The organism is Paraburkholderia tuberum STM678 (genome assembly GCF_902833905.1).
GTDB lineage: Bacteria > Pseudomonadota > Gammaproteobacteria > Burkholderiales > Burkholderiaceae > Paraburkholderia > Paraburkholderia tuberum.
Genome location: NZ_CADFGP010000046.1, coordinates 19,215 through 35,606, shown reverse-complemented (window position 1 = coordinate 35,606; position 16,392 = coordinate 19,215). Strand labels below are relative to the sequence as shown.

Below are 16,392 nucleotides of genomic sequence, written 5' to 3'. Positions count from 1 at the left end.
CTATTCAGAAAGTCCGCGACGCATACGGTTACGCGACCGTGGCCGTATCGACGGCATGTCGGTTCAGGACGTCCGTGTCCGGCTGGAAGCCCAAGCCAGGCACAGCCGGCAGCGTGAAAGATGGTCCGAAGTCGTGTTGCGGATAAAGGCGGGTGGACCACTGAAGCCACGGGACTTCGAGCGCGACATCCCCGGGCAGAGTCGCGACAATGTGCGCCGTCGCGAGCAGGCCGGCTCCATAGTAGAAACAATGCGGTATGACGCGGACTCCGTTGTCGGCCGCGAGCCGAATGACATCGCGCATTCCGCTGATGCCGCCGATCTTGGCGACGCTCGGCTGCGCGATGTCGATCGCGCGGTGCTCGAAATACTGCCGAAAGCCCGCCACGCCGGAGGCGTTCTCGCCCGCGGCGATCGGAACACCGGCGCTACGTACCTGGGCAAGCCCAGCGGCATCATCAGGTGGCCACACCGGCTCTTCAATCCAGCCGAGCCCAGTTGCCTTCAGCGCGCTCACCCGCTTCTTCGCCTCTTCCACCGACCAAGGACAATTGACGTCTACCATCAAAGCGACTTCGTCGGGCAATGCGCCGCGAGCGGCCTCGATTGCGGCGCGCTGCGTCTCGTGCAGCTTCATCGCCCTGAAGCCCGCCTGATGTGCGCGCCGCACCTGCAACGCCACTTCCTCGGGATCGTTGTCGTAGCAAACAAGGCTTGCATAAACATCGACGGTATCGCGCATAGCGCCAAGCAACCGGTGCAACGGCTTTCCTGCCGCCTGGGCGCAAAGATCCCACATCGCAATGTCGATCGCAGATAGCGCGTAGAGCATTGGTCCGGTGCGCCCAAAAGCGTGAAACGCCTGATGCGCCGCTTCGACGCGTCCCGCGAAACTATCGGGATTCCCGCCGATCTCCGCCCCGATGAAGAAGCGGGCGACCGGCCCTGCTAGCGCGGCAAAAGTCGCAGGATTGCAGAGATGTCCAAACGCCTCGCCCCAACCTACCGAGCCGTCATCGGCAATGACTTTGACGAGCAGCGTCTCCATTTTCTGTAACGTCCGCGACGCGGCGTTGTACGCATCGGCAGGTCCATCGGCCCTCTGTGGGGATGCCATGCGTCCCGCGCTGAACGGCATGGCCACTCTGATGACTTCGATACGGCTGATTCGCATGTCGTCGCCTCTAATGTTCGTTGCCCGCTTCCAATGCAAACCGCCGATGGCAACGTCAGTTATCATATGACATTGCGCCGCTTGCCACCTCCGGAGTTTCCCTTACATTACGCGCCAAAGCGCCTGCGATGTGAGGCACCGAGGCATCACGGGATTAGTAGGAGGAGGCACTGTGAAAGTAGCACGTCGTATGACAGTTACTTTCAAGGCGGTGAAAACGGGCGCGGGCATTTGCCAGTTCAAACCCGTCGCTGCGGCCTTGCGACAGGGACACTTTTTGTCACAGACGTTGACGTACGGCGAATGGGTCATCAGGAATCACTTAGCCATTCGGCACCTGGCGAGCCAACGTCTCCTGACGAGGCAGTCATGCCGTCTGAATGTCCTGCGCGAGCGAATGGCCAACGTGCCTTTCTGGCCGACTGCTGACTCATAAGCCTGCGTGTCGTCCAGTTGAAGCGTACTTCAGCCGGACGTCAGAGTCCGGCGGGGAACGCGTCAGATTAAGGGTATTTCCAACGTAAATTGACACCCTCGCTGCAAAGTCTCAGGACCAAATCTGACAGTTTCGCCGTTGACGTACGCAAACGTCCGAATCTTGACGGTACCCCGATTACGAAACGGCCGCCTTTGCCGATCGGCGCGGCTATGACGGCATCGGGCTATGACGGCATCGCCATGGTGCGGGGGATGGTGGAGCGCGGCCGGCAGATCCTCGGTCAGCTCGAGAAGCGCCTAGAACGCGCCAAGGAGGCCGTGCGTCTTCGCCATGAACCTCAACTACGACCCGACGTCGTGCCCGAGATCGTCGAGGCCGACTCGATCTTGCGCGGCGACCATCAGAAGCTGGCTCCTTTCCGGTGCTATGCCCGCTTATGGCTCGAGCGCGACTACGACGCGGCGGCCGGCAAGGGCGAGGTCATCGTCCAGGGGGACTCAGCCGTAGCGGCGGATCGTTTCCTGCACGCCCGCCAGACCTTTGCGCAGGTCATCGGCATTCATGACCGGCACGAGTTCGATCTTGGCGTTCAAACCAAAGAAGAGCCGCTCGGCGGTATCGGCAATCTGCGATGATTCCGCCATGTTCACGATGAAGAAGCCGCCCCGGTCGCCATTCTCGGCGTGGAAATAAGCGGCTTCGGGCTTCAGATCCTCGGTTAGCTGTTGGAAGACTTTTTCTAATTTGCCGGCGCGGATGGCGGAGTTGCCGGCATCAGCGGAAAACGAGAACTTCACCATAACACGCATGACTTACCTCCCTGACGGTTGCCGGGTCGCCCGGCGGCGGGCGACCTCGGTGGATCATTCTGAGCCTAAGGCAGCGCTGATTAAGTCCACCGATCCGGCACCTCAAGCATTATAGAGCTCGGATTGAACGAAGAAGGCGAAACAGGATGAAGCAGCAGACGCTGGCGATGGCAGCCGATCAAGGTGCGGGTTTCGAGACGCACCGCAAACGCACGCGGCGCGACGAGTTTCTCGACACGATGAATGCGATCGTGCCATGGGCGCAGTTGTGCGCGGTGATCGAGCCGCATTATCCGAAGCGGGGCAATGGCCGCCCGCCAATTGGTCTGGAGCGCATGCTGAGGATTCATTTCGTGCAGCACTGGTTCAATCTGGCCGACTTTGCTTGCGAAGAGGCGCTCTACGACAGCGCGAACCTGCGTCGCTTTGCCGGAATTGACCTGGGTTGTGAAGCCGTACCGGACGCGACGACGCTGCTCAAATTCCGGCGCCTGCTGGAGACGCACAAACTGGGCGAGCAATTGTTTGCCGAAGTCGGTCGGGTGCTGCAGGCCAGCGGCATGAAGCTCAAAAGCGGCACCATCGTGGACGCGACGATCATCGGCGCGCCGAGCTCGACGAAGAACGAGCAGAAGGCGCGCGACCCCGAGATGCATCAGACCGCAAGGGCAAGCAATGGTACTTCGGTGCCGAGCTGCACATCGGTGTGGACAGCCAGAGCGGCCTGGCGCACAGCGCGGTGCTCACGCCGGCCAACGTGCATGACAAACACCCGCTACCGCAATTGCTGCACGGGAACGAGCGGCGCGTCTACGGCGATAGCGCCTATGCGAGCCAGAAGGAACTGATCCGCAGCAAGGCGCCCAGGGCGCGCGACTTTACCAATCAGCGCACGCGCCGTGCGGGCGGCGAAGTTGGCGAGGTGCAGCGTAGCAAGAACCGCAACAAGTCGAAGATTCGCGCCCGGGTGGAACATGTCTTCGCGGTGGTGAAGCGACTGTGGGGATTTACGAAGGTGCGCTATCGCGGGCTCGCAAAGAACGCCAACCGGGCGTTCGTCGCGCTCGCGCTGGCGAACGTCTACCTCTCACGAAAGAAACTGATGGCACCGGTACGCCCATAGTGGGCGAAAGGCGGGCAAAGTGCCCGCCAAACAGGCCTGCGAGGGCCGAAAAGCAATGGCTTCGGCTCGGCCTCATCACTTGGCGACGTTCAAGTCGCTGACCCGTCGCCGACTTAGTGGCTTGTTCAGCTAAGCCCTAAGCTCACCCGCCCGCAACCTGGATCGGCGGCAACCCCAGGCGGGGGATTTCGATCGCGGGGCAGCGGTTCATCACCTAAACGGACTTTTCGTACGCTAAGCGCGCTACGCTGGGCGTCTCGAACGTCTCTGCGCGACCCAAACCGGCCAGTGGCGAGCGTCCGCTATCAGGTAGGCTGGCCACCAACGCCTGAATTAAGCGGCGTGCCGAAGGCACGTCCGCTTGAATGAATGAATTATTAGGCGCCAATGTGACCATGCTCATCAGGTAGTCGGCTACCGGAGTTCTTGGGCAAGCCCGATGAGAATTCCTTCGGCATCACGAATGTAGCAGAGACGGTAGATGTTTTCGTAATTGACGACTTCATCGACCACCGACGCACCGAGCTTTCTGAGCCGGGCGAGGGTGTCGTCGATGTCCTCGACGGTGAACATGACGCGGAGGTATCCCAACGAGTTAACTGGAGCTCTGCGGTGATCGGACGAAATGGCAGGTGAGTCGAAGCGCGAGAGCTCGAGGCGGCTGTGGCCGTCGGGGGTGCGCATCATTGCGACTTCAACGCGCTGACCATGCACTCCGGTGACGCGGCCGGCCCATTCGCCTTCAATGGGCATGCGGCCTTCGAGGGTAAGGCCAAGTTCGATAAAGAACTCAATGGCGGCATCGAGGTCGTTCACCACGATGCCGACGTTGTCCATCCGCTTGACTGCCACGATGTCTCCTTTGGCGCCTAATGCCTGAATTAAGCCGACCCGCGAAGTGGGTTCGGCGTTAATTAATTGTTAGCCCGCTTTTGCGAATGTGCCAATGGCTACCTTCTTGGCTCATACCGAATTGCCACCACCCCAGAGTCGAACTCCAGTCGGCTTACGAGCTTCAAGTCGACACGCTTCGATAGCCCCGCAAACAACGTCGGCCCGTGGCCTACTAGCCTGGGTTGCACTACGAACTCGTACTCATCGATCAATCCCAGCTCCGCCAACGCCAGCGGAAGCTTCACGCCTCCCACGAACAGCCCCTTGCCCGACTCCCGCTTGAGTTGCTGGACTGCCTTGCCCAGATCCCCGCGCACGAGTTCTGCGTTCCAATCGACCCGCTCCAGGGTGCTTGACACGACGTACTTCTTTGCCGCGTCGATCGTCCGGGCGAAGCTTCATCCAATCGGCCATCCAATCAGGCATCACTCCCGTCTGCGCCGGTGGCCGCCACGCCGCCTCCATCATTTCGTAGGTCAACCGGCCAAAGAGGAGGGCATCGGCCTGCGCGAGGTTCTCGGCCGCGTGATGATGCAAGTCTTCGTCCGCGATCACTTCACGATGATCGCAGCAACCGTCCAATGTGACGTTGATGGAATACCGAAGGGGTCGCATTACGTGCTCATGAAGCGGTCTAACTATTGAATATACGGACCCGTGGGTCCGGTTATACATCTTGCGCCACGTGCCACCATGGGTAGCGTAAGCCCCTGATTCCTGACCAACTTCGCCGCGCCCGGTCTGGCTATCACGAAGGAGTACAGCCGGACGCAGCGGACGCACGAATTTAGCTACCTTGGTGCTTTTCCCACCAACAGGAGTGACCGTCATGGGACGATGCCACCAAGAAAGCGTCCGTCAACGGCCGCTATCGAGCGACTCGTCCGCGCGGGCCAATGGCTGGTTGGGCGCTGTCAGGTTAGAGGACCTGCCGCGGTAAAATGAAGCAATGAAAAAGACGAAATCGCTTTATCACGGTCATCGGTTCCCCGCTGTCGTCATCAGCTGTGCTGTTCGCTGGTATTTCCGGTTCAGCCTGAGCCTGCGCGACATCGAGGAGTTGTTGCTCGAGCGTGGTGTCGTAGTCACATACGAAACGATCCGTTGCTGGTGCGACAAATTCGGCGCTGGATTTTCTCGGCGCGCCAGGGCGGTGCGGCGCAAGCCGGGCAGTACATGGCACCTCGACGAAATGTTCGTGACGCTGCAGGGGGAGCCGTATCTGTTGTGGCGTGCGGTCGACGAACATGGCGCCGAACTGGATGTGCTGGTGCAAAAGCGGCGCGACAAGGCTGCGGCAAAGCGCTTTTTCCTGCGGGTGCTGCGTTCGAACCCGGTGCCGCGCAGGATTGTTACGGACCAGTTGCGCAGTTACCGGGCAGCAAAGGCTGATATTCCCGAACTCGCTCAGGTGAAGCACGTATTCGTCAAAGCGGCTGCACGCGTGAACAATCGCGCCGAGAACAGCCATCAGCCGACCCGCAGGCGCGAACGGCACATGTGCGGCTTTCGCGATGCACGTCGCACCCAGGCATTTCTCTCATGCTTTGGCCCGATCCGGCAGCACTTCGCCTTGCCCAGACATCAGATGAACGCAGCGATGTCATCGCGCCATACTCAAGAAACGCCTCGCCGTCTGGCATGGTTGGACCGTGGATGCTGAAATCGAGCATGCTATCTGATCAGGATACCTACGTTTAGCCAAAAACATAGCCTGTGCTCGTCGAGTTGACAAAGCCGTCCTATTGGCCCACACCCTGATGTGCTGCCGCTATGGCAGCATCACGCTCTTTTTTGGCTGCTGCCTTTTTCTCATCGAAAACTTTTTGTGCAGCGGCTACGTGCTTGTTATAGACACGATTGGCTGCGGCCACCTGTTGATGCATCCTCACGATTTCGTCGGGATGCTCTGCAGCCGCCGGCGCACCGGTTGCGGAATTGTCTTGAGCCCAAACGGACGTGTTTGAAAGCACTGCAACGAAAATGGCCGAAGCGGTAACCACAAGAAATTTCATGATGAACTCCCGGGGATATTGCGGATATGTCGCCGTCCAAACGCCGACGGAGTTTTCACCCTACTCGGCCAGGCGGGTGAGACCAATGAGACCAAAGTCCGATAGCGGCCCCGGAACTCCGTATTCCCACCGCGCTGGAGCCCAGCCCCATTGAAACCATATGCGCAGCGAGCGGCGGACAACGCTCACGTCAAAGGCGATGCGCAGCCACTCTCGCGGCATGGTCCTTGCGCGACTGTGCAAACGCTTGGTTTCGGCAGATTGAGCCGTGACTTGTCAGCCGGCGGACTGGCAGCGGGCTAACCTGCCATTAGCGACAGTTCAGAAGCAACAGGCGTGGAATATCGGTGGCGGTGAAAGATGACGCAAAGGAGAAAATCGGTGCCGACAAGAACGATTAGCAAGGGCAAACACACCTACCGTATTGAACCGATCCGACTGGCTGAAGGAGGGTACACATTTGAGATCGTCCATATTGACCATACTGGAGACGCGATCAAAGAGGTGCGGCACGAACCGGGGATCGCTTACGCGACAGAAGAGGCCGCCATGGACAATGGACTTCATGTGGCGACAGAAATGGCTGAACAGCAGGACGACTGAACTCCGTAAGTTGTCGAGCCTGGCGGCCGGACGCCCGCCCGCCGCTCCACGGATGGAATTCAGGAATGCTTCCCCTCACCCTTGAAGTGACCGGGCCCTGCCGCTCGTTGAATACGATGTTCGGCTCGCCCGTATGCGTGGCCGCTCCCCATCCGGTAACGGACGACGACCAGCGTGCGAGCTGCTATGGCCGACTGGGGTCGCTTGCTGCCGATCGCAGCCTTCCGATCGCTGCAGATTGCATGAGGCAGTGACCGGCCATGAGCCGTCATTCGCACCCGCCGCGGTTCGGACATTCAGACGTCTGTTCCGGCGAGCAACCAGCCACTCGCCCAGCAACGCACGTGGAGATTGGGCATGGGCGGTTCATCGAAGCGGTACCGCAACAACCAGTTCGCGCGCGCGTGTGGCCTTGTCTGCGTGCGTCAGCGGCCGGGCACGGTCAATGGCGTGATGTTCATGACGCTGGAGGATGAAACCGGCCATGTGAGCGTGATCGTCTGGCCATCCGTGCTCGAGGCGCAGCGACGCGAGGTACGCGGCGAACCACTGCTTGCTGCGTACGGCGTCTGGCATCGCGAGGGTGAGTTCGCCATCTCGTGGCTCAGAAACTCATCGACGCTTCGTATCTGCTCGGTAAGTTGCCCACGGCGAGCCGCGACTCTCACTAAAGGGACGATCATGCTCGAAGCGTGGCACGATCCCGCGACTCCGCCGCCGCGTCCTTGAGTTGTCCTCGTGCATTCGGTAGCCTATAGATTCCGACACCCGTCCCGTTAGCCACGGTATCTCGCCACGCATCCTGGCATCGAACGTCGTGTTTGTGGCCTTAAAGCCAACGCTTACGAGATTACGAACATTTGTTAAGGCCCGGCATTGCATCGTGATCCTGCGTCGAAGCTAGCCCGTTTGACCGCTGCTATTGTTGTGGCAAGCACGGCCGTGGCCGTTGACGTGCACGCCGATGAGCAGCCGCTCAGCTTTTTCGATCCAGAAGATGGCCAACTGGACATGAGCGACTTCCTTCTCAAACACAAAGGCGCGTTACCAGTGCCGATCGTGATCACTGAGCCGGCCGTCGGTTATGGTCTTGGACTCGGACTGCTCTTCTTTTCAGGGCCGATTGCCGACGCCGCCACGGATACAACGGCCGATCATCCCGACCGCGTTCCTCCGAACGTCACCGCGCTGGGCGGTCTGTATACGGCAAACGGAACGTGGGCAGCGGCGGCCGCCCACTTTCACACCTGGGACGATGACCGGTACCGCTACCTCGGTGCGCTGGCAAAAGTCGATGCGCACCTGGACTACTTCGGCCTCTCGAGCCAGCCGAGGGCCTATACGCTGCAGGGCAACGCGTTGCTCCAGCAGTTTCTTGTGCGCATGGGCAACACCCGCTGGTATGGGGGCGTACGTTACGTTTTCTTCGATTCTTCCTCCACCTTCACGGGCGGGAGCGTTCCCGGTGAACTGGGCCATTTCCAGAAGGACCAGCGAATCGGCGCCGGAAGCCTTATCGTGGACCACGATTCGCGCGATAACATTTTTTATCCGGCCTCGGGCAGTTTTGCCGAGTTCGAGACACAATTCGCGCGCCCAGGGTTCGGGGGCACCGAGAATTACAACGTGTACGCTGCGCGGGGCTTCACGTGGATTCCACTCACGCATACGTTAATCCTTGGGCTACGGCTGGACACAAAGTTTTCGACCGGTGATATCCCGTTCTATGCGCAACCGTATGTTGATCTGCGTGGCGTCCAGAAGGGTCGATACCAGGACCGCAATGCGCTTGCGGCTGAAGCGGAGCTGCGCTGGGACGTGACGCCCAGGTGGTCGCTGCTGGGCTTCACTGGCGTGGGTAAGGCCTATGGACGGTTGCAGAGCTTTTCTCAGGCGCAGAACGTCCAAAGTGTCGGGGCGGGTTTCCGTTACCTGATCGCACGCAAGCTGGGCGTCTCGATCGGGATCGACGTCGCCCATAGCAAGGACCAGAACGCGTTTTATATTCAGGTTGGCAGCGCGTGGCGTTGATATTCGTGACACTCACGTTCGAAAGGGGCGCGAGTCTGCGCCTGCACACAAGCCGCAAGCGGACCGGCAGGGGCTCGGCTCGCCACCGCTCGTCGGTGGCGCGGTGAGACTTTCGCTGCCTACGCGCTGCGTCCTTCATTTGAGAGGGCCGAAGGGGCATGGAAGGGGCGGGGCTTCGTGGTGATGTAAGCTTTTACCCGTTATCCGCACAAAGTACAGTTCGGGCGCCTCAGGGCCTTTCGCAAAGCGTTAGCCGGACGACCCAGCTCTCACAGGGGTGACCTTTCGGAAGGGGGCTCCATGCACGCATGCATGCGGGGAGAATTCAGCCATGCCATGGTCTTCGTCAGACGGCGGGCTCGCCCCGGCGTGTGGCGCGCCATAGAGTGCGCCTGCTTTCGGCTGGCCGCGACCTGCTTCCTCGTTCTGGCGACGGTGGCCTTCAATCCGGCGACCGCCGCCTTGCCCGCCGGGCTGCAAAACCTAATCAACGGTGCGACGGGAGGTCCCGCGCCGCCAGCCTCGGCGGCGCAGGCTGCATCGGCACCAACGCCCGCAAGTCAGGCCGAACTTGCGCGTTCGCTGGACAGCCTGATCGGCACGCTCGAGAGCGATCCGAAACGCAAAGAATTGGTCGCCCAGTTGAAGGGACTGCGTGCAGGTACCCAAAGTGCATCACCCACGGTACCTACGGCGCCGGTGTCGTCCGGACAGGGCAACAGCGACCTGCTCGGCACGATTGCGTCAAGCATTGCGTCTGTCGAGACGGATCTGAGTGAGGGCCGCACCCCCTTGCACTACTGGGCGGCCCGTTCGAGCGCAGCGGCTAACGAGTTGTGGACCATTCTTGGTGGCGGGAGCCGGGAGCCGTTCGGCCAGGTCCTGCTTGGCCTGATCGCGACGCTTGCGGGCTGGGGCGCGTGCGCTGGCCTGTTGGTCTATCTGCGCCGGCGCGTCAGTGCACGATATGGCTGGAAGGCCGCGCTCGAACCGAATCCAACGTCGTTCGAACTATTGAGCTTCGCATTTTGGCGTACGGCGCCATGGGTCATTGCATTCGTGGCGGTGGCGCTGTTCATGCGGGGAATGCCCGACGCGCTCGGCAGCACGCTGGGGCTTGTGATCGTCTATGCCATAGTCGCGGGCTTGCTTTTCTCGGCGATCTGCCTAATCGTCTTCTCGGCGTTTAACACGGCACACCGGCGTGTCGCCGTTCACCAACTGCTCGCGCAAAGTCGTTGGCCGCTTTTCGCGATCGGTGCGTGTGGTGCGCTCGGTGACGCGACGGCCAATCCGGTCGTCACAGGCCTGCTCGGCGTGAATCTCGCCGGGCTCGTGTCCGCATCGGCAAACGTGGCGGCGGCGGTCCTGATCGGTTATTTCGCACTCGCTTACCGGCGGCCCGTCACGCATCTGATACGCAATCGCCCGTATAAACGAAGGCGTGATCACAAACTCGCAACGGAAGCGCTCGATATCCTCGCATCGCTATGGCACATCCCGATCCTTTTAATCGCGATTGCCTCGGTCGTGGCGATCATCGATGCGCGCGGTTCGGAAGAGAACGTATTACAGCCGTCGCTGCTCAGTGCGCTGTTACTCGTGCTCACGCTGTTCGTGTCAGCGCTGCTCATGCACGTGACGCGTAGAAGGGACACGCGCGCACACCGCCGCGCGCCGCACCTGATGCGACTGTTGCGCTTCGCGATCACGCTGCTCACTCTCCTGATGTGGCTCGCGTTCATTAAATTCGAACTGGACCTGTGGAGCGGCCCGATCGCTCGAATGATCAAGCACAGTGCGATGACACCCAGTTTCAAGCATGCGCTCGTAACAGTCATCGCGACGGTCTTCGGCGCCTGGTTCATATGGATACTGTGCGATACCGCGATTCTCAACGCGCTGGGCCCGAGCAGTTCGCGTAGCAAGGCACTCGATCCCGGTGTGCGCGCACGCACGATGTTGCCGCTCGTGCGCAACGCGGTTTTCACGACGGTGGCGACCCTCGCCGCGATCGTCGCGGCCGCCACGCTAGGCGTCAATCTGACGCCTCTCCTGGCCGGTGCGGGCGTAATCGGTCTTGCGGTCGGCTTCGGTGCGAAGGCGCTTGTCACCGACCTGATCACGGGGCTCTTCATCATTGTCGAGGAGACGATCTCGGCCGGCGACTGGATTGAGATTGACGGCAGTCATTCCGGCATCGTCATGGACCTGACGATCCGCACGGTTCGCTTACGTGACGGACAAGGCGCGGTTCACACTATCCCCTTCTCGCAGATCAAGATCGTGAAGAACCTGTCGCGCGATTTCGCCAATGCGGTATTCGAGGTGCGGGTGCCGTTCACCGTTGATCTCGACGAAGTGTCGCGCATGATTGTGCAAGTGGGCGCCGATCTGCAGGCAGATTATCGTCTGCGCAACGAAATACTCGCGCCTGTTGAAGTGTGGGGGCTCGACCGCTTTGAATCGAACTGGATGGTGGTGAAAGGGCAGATCAAGACGCGGCCGCTGCAACAGTGGAGCGTGGCGCGGGCGTTTAACGCACGGCTTAAGCGCAAGATGGACGAGGCGGGCATTGAGATGCCGGTACCGCACATGCGGCTTCACACCCCGCCGAGCGGACCCAACGCACGGTCGCAGCCTGACGATGGTGGCGAGGACGAGCGCGAACAGGCGATCGATGGGAACAGTGAGCCCCGACGCAGGCCGGCTGCCACCACCACGCCATTGGAACTGGGCGTGCTCAAAGAGCCGCCCGCGAGGCGGCCAACTGAGGATCAGAAAGGCTCAAAATCCTCGCCCAACTCCCCCGGAACCGATACTGACCGTCTCTGATCGCTTCAGTCGTCAGGACTTCTTTTGCGCGAATTTCCGCAAGCCTGAGCGAACGGCAGGCGGCTGGGTCGCTACCGCTTTTATCGGTGCCCAGCCGGACAAGCTGGCGGTGCGCATCGAGCGGCAATTGCGCGATCTGCGGCGCCGGGGGCCTGGGCATACGGCAATCCGGATTAGGCGAACACGACCGTATTTCTGCCCGCTTGCTTTGCGTCGTCGATCGCCGCGTCGGCGCGCTCGATGACCGATGCCAGCGGCTCTGCCTTGGTATTGGTGGCCACGCCCGTTGACAGCGTGACTCCATGCCGTTCCATCGTCTCAGCGGCGGTGCGTATGCGCTCCGCAAACGCGCATTCCGTCCTCCGGTTTCGTATGGGGGAGAAGCACAACGAATTCGTCACCGCCCCACCGGCACGCAAGATCCCATCCACGGACGCTGCCTCTGATCGCGGCGGCAACCCGTTGAAGGACAAGCTCCGCGGTGCAGTGCCCGAGCGTGCCGTTCACGCTTTTGAACCTGTCGCAATCGATGACCAGCAGTCTGTTGAGCCACCCATCCTGGAAGCGGCCGTACTCGGATTCAAAGGCGGCGCGGCGCATGAGTCCGGTGAGCTTGTCATTGCGGGCGTCTTCATACAGGACGTCAACCATGCTGTTACTAAGCCGAAACAAAGTAACCGGACATGGGTCAAGCCGCGTAGCGGACTGACGGATGTTGAAACATGGATCGGACCAAGGCTGGAATCTTCTGCAACGAGCGCAGAACCGCTCGAACTCGCTGCTTGAGATGCCCGGGACCTTTGATGGCAAGCTTGCCGATCCTGTGATGTTTGAGATAACCCCATACCAGCTCGTCCGGGTTCAGGTCTGGCGAGTAAGCAGGAAGCAAGAACAGACAAAGGCGCCCATTCGATTCCGCGGCAAGCTGCCGGATCGCTTTGCAACGATGTACCGGATGACCATCGGCAATCAGGAAGACAGGCGCATCGGCGGTGAGCATCAGCCGTTTGACGAAGTCGACGTACACGGAGATCTTGAAGCTGCCTTCGAAACACATGAATCGAAGTTGGCCACGCGGGCTGATCGCGGAGATCAGGTTCATCTTGAAGCGCGCGCCAGTGACTTCGACTACCGGGTTTTGACCGACCGGTGCCCAGGTCGTGCCGCTGTGATAGTCCGATCGCACCGTCGATTCGTCGACGAAGAAGATCTGTGCCCCGCAGCGTTTGGCCTGCCCGGCAATGGCCGGGTATTCGTCGCGCATCCACGACTCGACCAGTTCAGGGTCGCGTTGGTACGCACGCGCAAGCGGACGCTGGGGTGAAAGCCCGAGCTTGCGCAGCAGTCGACCGACCGACACCTCGGAGAGCCTGACGTTGAAATGTTCGCGAATCAACTCCCGCACCATGTCTCGCGTCCACAATGCAAACTCGAACTTCATCTGGATGGGGTTCTTCGTTGTGACCGTCTGATAGACGAAGCGGATAGCCTCGGACGACAGCTTCATCGGTCGACCAGGGATTGCCTTGGCTCGCAACGCCTCGATCCCCCCTTCGCGCCATGCCGCCAGCCACTCGTAAATACGCGCCCTCGAGAATCCGAGCGTGCGGATCACGTCCTCCGGCGACTCGCCAGCTTCGACGCGCTTGACCGCCCGGATACGGATCTCTTCAAGCGTTGCATGTGAAAGCTGCCGGCCGTCGTCCTCGCGCATCCCGCCTCTCCCTAAGCCCTTTAAAGCTTAGACCATGGCGTCGATTTATGTTCGCTTATTTATGCACCGGTTAGTAAGTGCATTCAGCGAGAAAGCGTTGGACGCATCGGTCGCGTGCTGCCGGTCGTAGTTGTGCAAGACCAAAGCAATTCTGCCAATCGATGAGGCGGGACCCGGCCATAAGTGATCAATCGACGCGAGATTTCGGCAGGCCGCTTCGATCCGCAAAGCGGCCTTCGCGAGAGAAGGCGATGGCGCCTCCTATCGCTTCGAGTCCCTTCGCGCGGCCTTCCATCCCGGAGCAAGTATCTGATATCTATCATTGCATAATTGCGATGACAGTCATTCACTCGGACAGCCGGCGTCGACGGCGCTCGCGCATTACCGTGGCCATCGCCACGAGGGATCGGAGAGGTGTTGCGCGAAGTAATCGGACAGCGCGCTTACTTTCGCGGGCCGCGCTCGCGCAGACGGCGTGACGAAATAGAGGCCGCCCTTCGTGAGTGACCAGTCGGTGAGAATCGCTTCGAGGCGGCCATCGGCGAGATATTCGCCGGCGATGAACTCGGGCAATTCGGCGATTGCGAGGCCGTCGAGTAATGTGGGCAACAGCGCATCGGAGTTGGTCACGCGCAGCGGACCGGTCGGCATGACCGACTCTTCGTCACCGGCGTCGTTCGTGAAGCGCCACACATCGCTGCGCGCGCGATACGCGTATGACAGACACGGCCGGTCCATAAGTTCGCGTGGATGCGTGGGCCGCCCCTCGCGCTTCAGATAGTCCGGCGACGCAACCACGTATTGCGTCACCGCGCATAGCCGCCGCGCCACCAGCGACGAATTCGGCAGCGCCGCGATGCGAAGCGCCGCGTCGAAGCCATTGGCGACCAGATCGACCGAGGCATCCGACAGATGCAGATCGATCGACACCTCGGAATACGCGCGAAAGAAGCCCGGCAGCAGCGGCGCGACCCAGCGCAGGCCAAACGACATCGGCACGGCGAGGCGCACCAGCCCGCGCGGCTGCACTGACATTTCGCGAGCGGCGCTCTCCGCTTCCTCAGCCTGACGATAGATCTCGCCGGCTTTCTCGCAGATCGTCTGGCCGAACTCCGTGAGAGACAGCTGGCGCGAGGTGCGGTTGAAAAGCCGCGCGCCCAGCCGGTCTTCCAGGCGGGCAACGCCCCGCGACACCGTCGCCACCGACACCCCCATCGCGCGCGCCGCGGCCGCGAACGATCCTTCCTCCGCCACCTTGGCAAACATCGCTAGTCCTTCGAAATCGGGCAGCCTGGCCATATCTCCCATCTTTTCAATTTTGCAACGTTGGTTTGCGATTCATTCTATTTCGAAAAGATAAGCGCGTCGATATTCTCCTTACATCGCAGCACGCAACACGAAACGCCGCGACCCAACCATGTCATCCAACTACTGATCGAAGGAGCAACACCATGGCACGCAAACTCGACAACAAGATCGCACTCGTCACCGGCGCAACCAGCGGCATTGGTCTTGCGACCGCGCAACGCTTCGCCGCCGAAGGCGCGCATGTGTACATCACCGGCCGCCGTCAGGCCGAACTCGACGCCGCCGTGAAGGGGATTCGCGCAGCAGGCCACAATGCGACGGCCGTACGCGTCGACTCGACTAAGCTCGGCGAACTCGATGCGCTGTATGCGCAGATCAAGGAGGAGCAGGGCCGTCTGGACGTGCTGTTCGCGAACGCCGGCGGCGGTTCGATGCTGGCACTCGGCAACATCACGGAAGAACACTACGACGACACATTCAGCCGCAACGTGAAGGGTGTGCTGTTCACCGTGCAAAAGGCGCTGCCGCTGCTCGCTGAAGGCGCATCGGTGATTCTCACCGGCTCGACGGCAGGTAGCGCGGGCACGGCCGCATTCAGCGTGTATTCGGCTTCGAAGGCGGCAGTACGCTCCTTTGCACGCAGCTGGATTCTGGACCTGAAGGACCGCCGCATCCGCGTCAACACCATCAGCCCTGGCGCGACGCGCACGCCAGGCCTGCTCGACCTGGCAGGCCCGGACGCGTCGCAACGGCAAGGCCTCGCCGATTACCTTGCTGCCCAGATTCCAATGGCGCGCCTCGGTGAGCCTGAAGAAATCGCGAGTGCAGCGTTGTTCCTCGCATCGGACGACGCGAGTTTCGTGAACGGCGTCGAACTGTTCGTCGACGGTGGCCAGCAGCAGATTTGAACGTGCATTGAGCGCGCGTCAGGCGCGTGGACGCGGTCTTCGATGACCGCATCCACGCGTTGGAACGGAAGCAACATCATGGTTCAGGCGATGAGTGCTGGCGCATCCGTAAATCATGCCGAGCGCAATGAGGAAAGCGCGCCGTTGCAGCTGTATCAGATCTGGCTGCGTCGGCGGGCGCTTACCGCTCAACGCCGACGCGCGTGTTTGCATCGCGGCGCTGCGGGACGGCGTCACCGTGCATCACAGGTTGCTGTCGCGGCATAAGGCCTATCTCGTCACCGATCACGGCCGGATCGACGTGGAAGATGGAGTGGCCGTCAGCGGCGAGCCATCCGTCTCGATACGCGCACGGGATGACACCGATGTCCTGTTGGTCGAACTTTTGCGGAAGCGCTGACGGGCTTGCATGACCGCTTTGAAAAGGGAAGCCGACTTCCGTACTGCTGGATCGAATGGCTGAACCGGGTCGCAAGGTGACGGTCCAAAAAAACGCGCAGACGTGCCATGAAACGCGAGGTTCGCCGCGAGATTGCGGT

General features: G+C 60.9%; 16 protein-coding genes and 1 pseudogene. 8 read left to right on the top strand and 9 right to left on the bottom strand.

Going from position 1 to position 16,392, the window contains the following annotated elements:
* Positions 1-28 precede the first annotated feature (28 nt).
* The gene (locus tag HWY30_RS30465) at positions 29-1,174 is read right to left on the bottom strand and encodes a mandelate racemase/muconate lactonizing enzyme family protein (RefSeq protein ID WP_090812191.1); all 1,146 of its coding nucleotides are present in this window, start codon (positions 1,172-1,174) and stop codon (positions 29-31) included.
* A gap of 936 nt (positions 1,175-2,110) precedes the next feature.
* Positions 2,111-2,422: a DUF3303 family protein gene (locus HWY30_RS30460; protein WP_208524333.1), complete on the bottom strand. Its 312-nt coding sequence runs from the start codon at positions 2,420-2,422 to the stop codon at positions 2,111-2,113.
* A gap of 146 nt (positions 2,423-2,568) precedes the next feature.
* Between HWY30_RS30460 and HWY30_RS43115 the strand changes: the two genes are divergently transcribed.
* Positions 2,569-3,545 (top strand): IS5 family transposase gene (locus tag HWY30_RS43115; RefSeq protein ID WP_425199412.1). Its coding sequence is split into 2 segments (ribosomal slippage): positions 2,569-3,085 and positions 3,085-3,545, totalling 978 coding nucleotides; the frame shifts between segments, so codons are not numbered across the junction.
* 414 nt (positions 3,546-3,959) lie between these two features.
* Here the strand turns inward: HWY30_RS43115 and HWY30_RS30450 are convergent.
* Together HWY30_RS30450 and HWY30_RS41120 are read right to left on the bottom strand one after the other, a co-directional pair.
* Complete coding sequence (locus HWY30_RS30450) at positions 3,960-4,397, bottom strand: VOC family protein (RefSeq protein WP_176078972.1); 438 nt, start codon at positions 4,395-4,397, stop codon at positions 3,960-3,962.
* Positions 4,398-4,495: 98 nt separating this feature from the next.
* Entirely contained in the window at positions 4,496-4,798 is a 303-nt protein-coding gene (locus HWY30_RS41120; protein WP_208524332.1) for a dihydrofolate reductase family protein, read from the bottom strand.
* A gap of 590 nt (positions 4,799-5,388) precedes the next feature.
* On the opposite strand from HWY30_RS41120, the gene HWY30_RS30440 reads away from it, so the two are divergent.
* Positions 5,389-6,102, top strand: coding sequence for an IS6 family transposase (locus HWY30_RS30440; protein WP_090812194.1), 714 nt, complete (start codon positions 5,389-5,391; stop codon positions 6,100-6,102).
* A 79-nt stretch (positions 6,103-6,181) separates the two neighbouring features.
* Here the strand turns inward: HWY30_RS30440 and HWY30_RS30435 are convergent, their stop codons facing one another.
* Positions 6,182-6,454: a hypothetical protein gene (locus HWY30_RS30435; RefSeq protein WP_090812195.1), complete on the bottom strand. Its 273-nt coding sequence runs from the start codon at positions 6,452-6,454 to the stop codon at positions 6,182-6,184.
* A 381-nt stretch (positions 6,455-6,835) separates the two neighbouring features.
* On the opposite strand from HWY30_RS30435, the gene HWY30_RS30430 reads away from it, so the two are divergent.
* The 4 genes and pseudogenes from HWY30_RS30430 to HWY30_RS30415 all read left to right on the top strand — a co-directional run bounded on the left by HWY30_RS30430 (position 6,836) and on the right by HWY30_RS30415 (position 11,923).
* Entirely contained in the window at positions 6,836-7,057 is a 222-nt protein-coding gene (locus HWY30_RS30430) for a hypothetical protein (protein ID WP_090812591.1), read from the top strand.
* Between the two features lie 378 nt (positions 7,058-7,435).
* Positions 7,436-7,728 (top strand): annotated as a pseudogene (locus tag HWY30_RS30425) (OB-fold nucleic acid binding domain-containing protein); the annotation flags it as partial.
* A gap of 238 nt (positions 7,729-7,966) precedes the next feature.
* The gene (locus tag HWY30_RS30420) at positions 7,967-9,088 is read left to right on the top strand and encodes a BamA/TamA family outer membrane protein (RefSeq protein ID WP_090812196.1); all 1,122 of its coding nucleotides are present in this window, start codon (positions 7,967-7,969) and stop codon (positions 9,086-9,088) included.
* A gap of 336 nt (positions 9,089-9,424) precedes the next feature.
* The gene (locus HWY30_RS30415) at positions 9,425-11,923 is read left to right on the top strand and encodes a mechanosensitive ion channel family protein (RefSeq protein ID WP_244145069.1); all 2,499 of its coding nucleotides are present in this window, start codon (positions 9,425-9,427) and stop codon (positions 11,921-11,923) included.
* A 173-nt stretch (positions 11,924-12,096) separates the two neighbouring features.
* On the opposite strand, the gene HWY30_RS30410 is transcribed toward HWY30_RS30415, so the two are convergent.
* From HWY30_RS30410 to HWY30_RS30395, 4 genes are all read right to left on the bottom strand, one after another.
* Positions 12,097-12,237, bottom strand: a complete 141-nt coding sequence (locus HWY30_RS30410) for a diguanylate cyclase (RefSeq protein WP_143037333.1) — start codon at positions 12,235-12,237, stop codon at positions 12,097-12,099.
* A gap of 4 nt (positions 12,238-12,241) precedes the next feature.
* Positions 12,242-12,574 carry a GGDEF domain-containing protein gene (locus HWY30_RS30405; RefSeq protein ID WP_090812198.1) on the bottom strand — a complete coding sequence of 111 codons (333 nt, stop codon included), beginning with the start codon at positions 12,572-12,574 and terminating at the stop codon, positions 12,242-12,244.
* A gap of 37 nt (positions 12,575-12,611) precedes the next feature.
* Positions 12,612-13,637 carry an IS630 family transposase gene (locus HWY30_RS30400; protein ID WP_090812199.1) on the bottom strand — a complete coding sequence of 342 codons (1,026 nt, stop codon included), beginning with the start codon at positions 13,635-13,637 and terminating at the stop codon, positions 12,612-12,614.
* Positions 13,638-14,018: 381 nt separating this feature from the next.
* Positions 14,019-14,936 carry a LysR family transcriptional regulator gene (locus tag HWY30_RS30395; RefSeq protein ID WP_090812200.1) on the bottom strand — a complete coding sequence of 306 codons (918 nt, stop codon included), beginning with the start codon at positions 14,934-14,936 and terminating at the stop codon, positions 14,019-14,021.
* A gap of 152 nt (positions 14,937-15,088) precedes the next feature.
* Between HWY30_RS30395 and HWY30_RS30390 the strand changes: the two genes are divergently transcribed.
* Together HWY30_RS30390 and HWY30_RS30385 are read left to right on the top strand one after the other, a co-directional pair.
* Positions 15,089-15,853: an SDR family NAD(P)-dependent oxidoreductase gene (locus HWY30_RS30390; protein ID WP_090812201.1), complete on the top strand. Its 765-nt coding sequence runs from the start codon at positions 15,089-15,091 to the stop codon at positions 15,851-15,853.
* Between the two features lie 127 nt (positions 15,854-15,980).
* Positions 15,981-16,253, top strand: a complete 273-nt coding sequence (locus HWY30_RS30385; RefSeq protein ID WP_090812202.1) for a pirin family protein — start codon at positions 15,981-15,983, stop codon at positions 16,251-16,253.
* Positions 16,254-16,392 lie beyond the last annotated feature (139 nt).

Excerpts from the sequence above, each read along its gene's own strand:
- HWY30_RS30465 (WP_090812191.1), bottom strand. The coding sequence starts at position 1,174 with ATGCGAATCAGCCGTATCGAAGTCATCAGAGTGGCCATGCCGTTCAGC.
- HWY30_RS30460 (WP_208524333.1), bottom strand. The coding sequence starts at position 2,422 with ATGCGTGTTATGGTGAAGTTCTCGTTTTCCGCTGATGCCGGCAACTCC.
- HWY30_RS30440 (WP_090812194.1), top strand. The coding sequence starts at position 5,389 with ATGAAAAAGACGAAATCGCTTTATCACGGTCATCGGTTCCCCGCTGTC.
- HWY30_RS30435 (WP_090812195.1), bottom strand. The coding sequence starts at position 6,454 with ATGAAATTTCTTGTGGTTACCGCTTCGGCCATTTTCGTTGCAGTGCTT.
- HWY30_RS30415 (WP_244145069.1), top strand. The coding sequence starts at position 9,425 with ATGGTCTTCGTCAGACGGCGGGCTCGCCCCGGCGTGTGGCGCGCCATA.
- HWY30_RS30410 (WP_143037333.1), bottom strand. The coding sequence starts at position 12,237 with ATGGAACGGCATGGAGTCACGCTGTCAACGGGCGTGGCCACCAATACC.
- HWY30_RS30405 (WP_090812198.1), bottom strand. The coding sequence starts at position 12,574 with ATGGTTGACGTCCTGTATGAAGACGCCCGCAATGACAAGCTCACCGGA.
- HWY30_RS30400 (WP_090812199.1), bottom strand. The coding sequence starts at position 13,637 with ATGCGCGAGGACGACGGCCGGCAGCTTTCACATGCAACGCTTGAAGAG.
- HWY30_RS30395 (WP_090812200.1), bottom strand. The coding sequence starts at position 14,936 with ATGGCCAGGCTGCCCGATTTCGAAGGACTAGCGATGTTTGCCAAGGTG.
- HWY30_RS30390 (WP_090812201.1), top strand. The coding sequence starts at position 15,089 with ATGGCACGCAAACTCGACAACAAGATCGCACTCGTCACCGGCGCAACC.
- HWY30_RS30385 (WP_090812202.1), top strand. The coding sequence starts at position 15,981 with ATGAGGAAAGCGCGCCGTTGCAGCTGTATCAGATCTGGCTGCGTCGGC.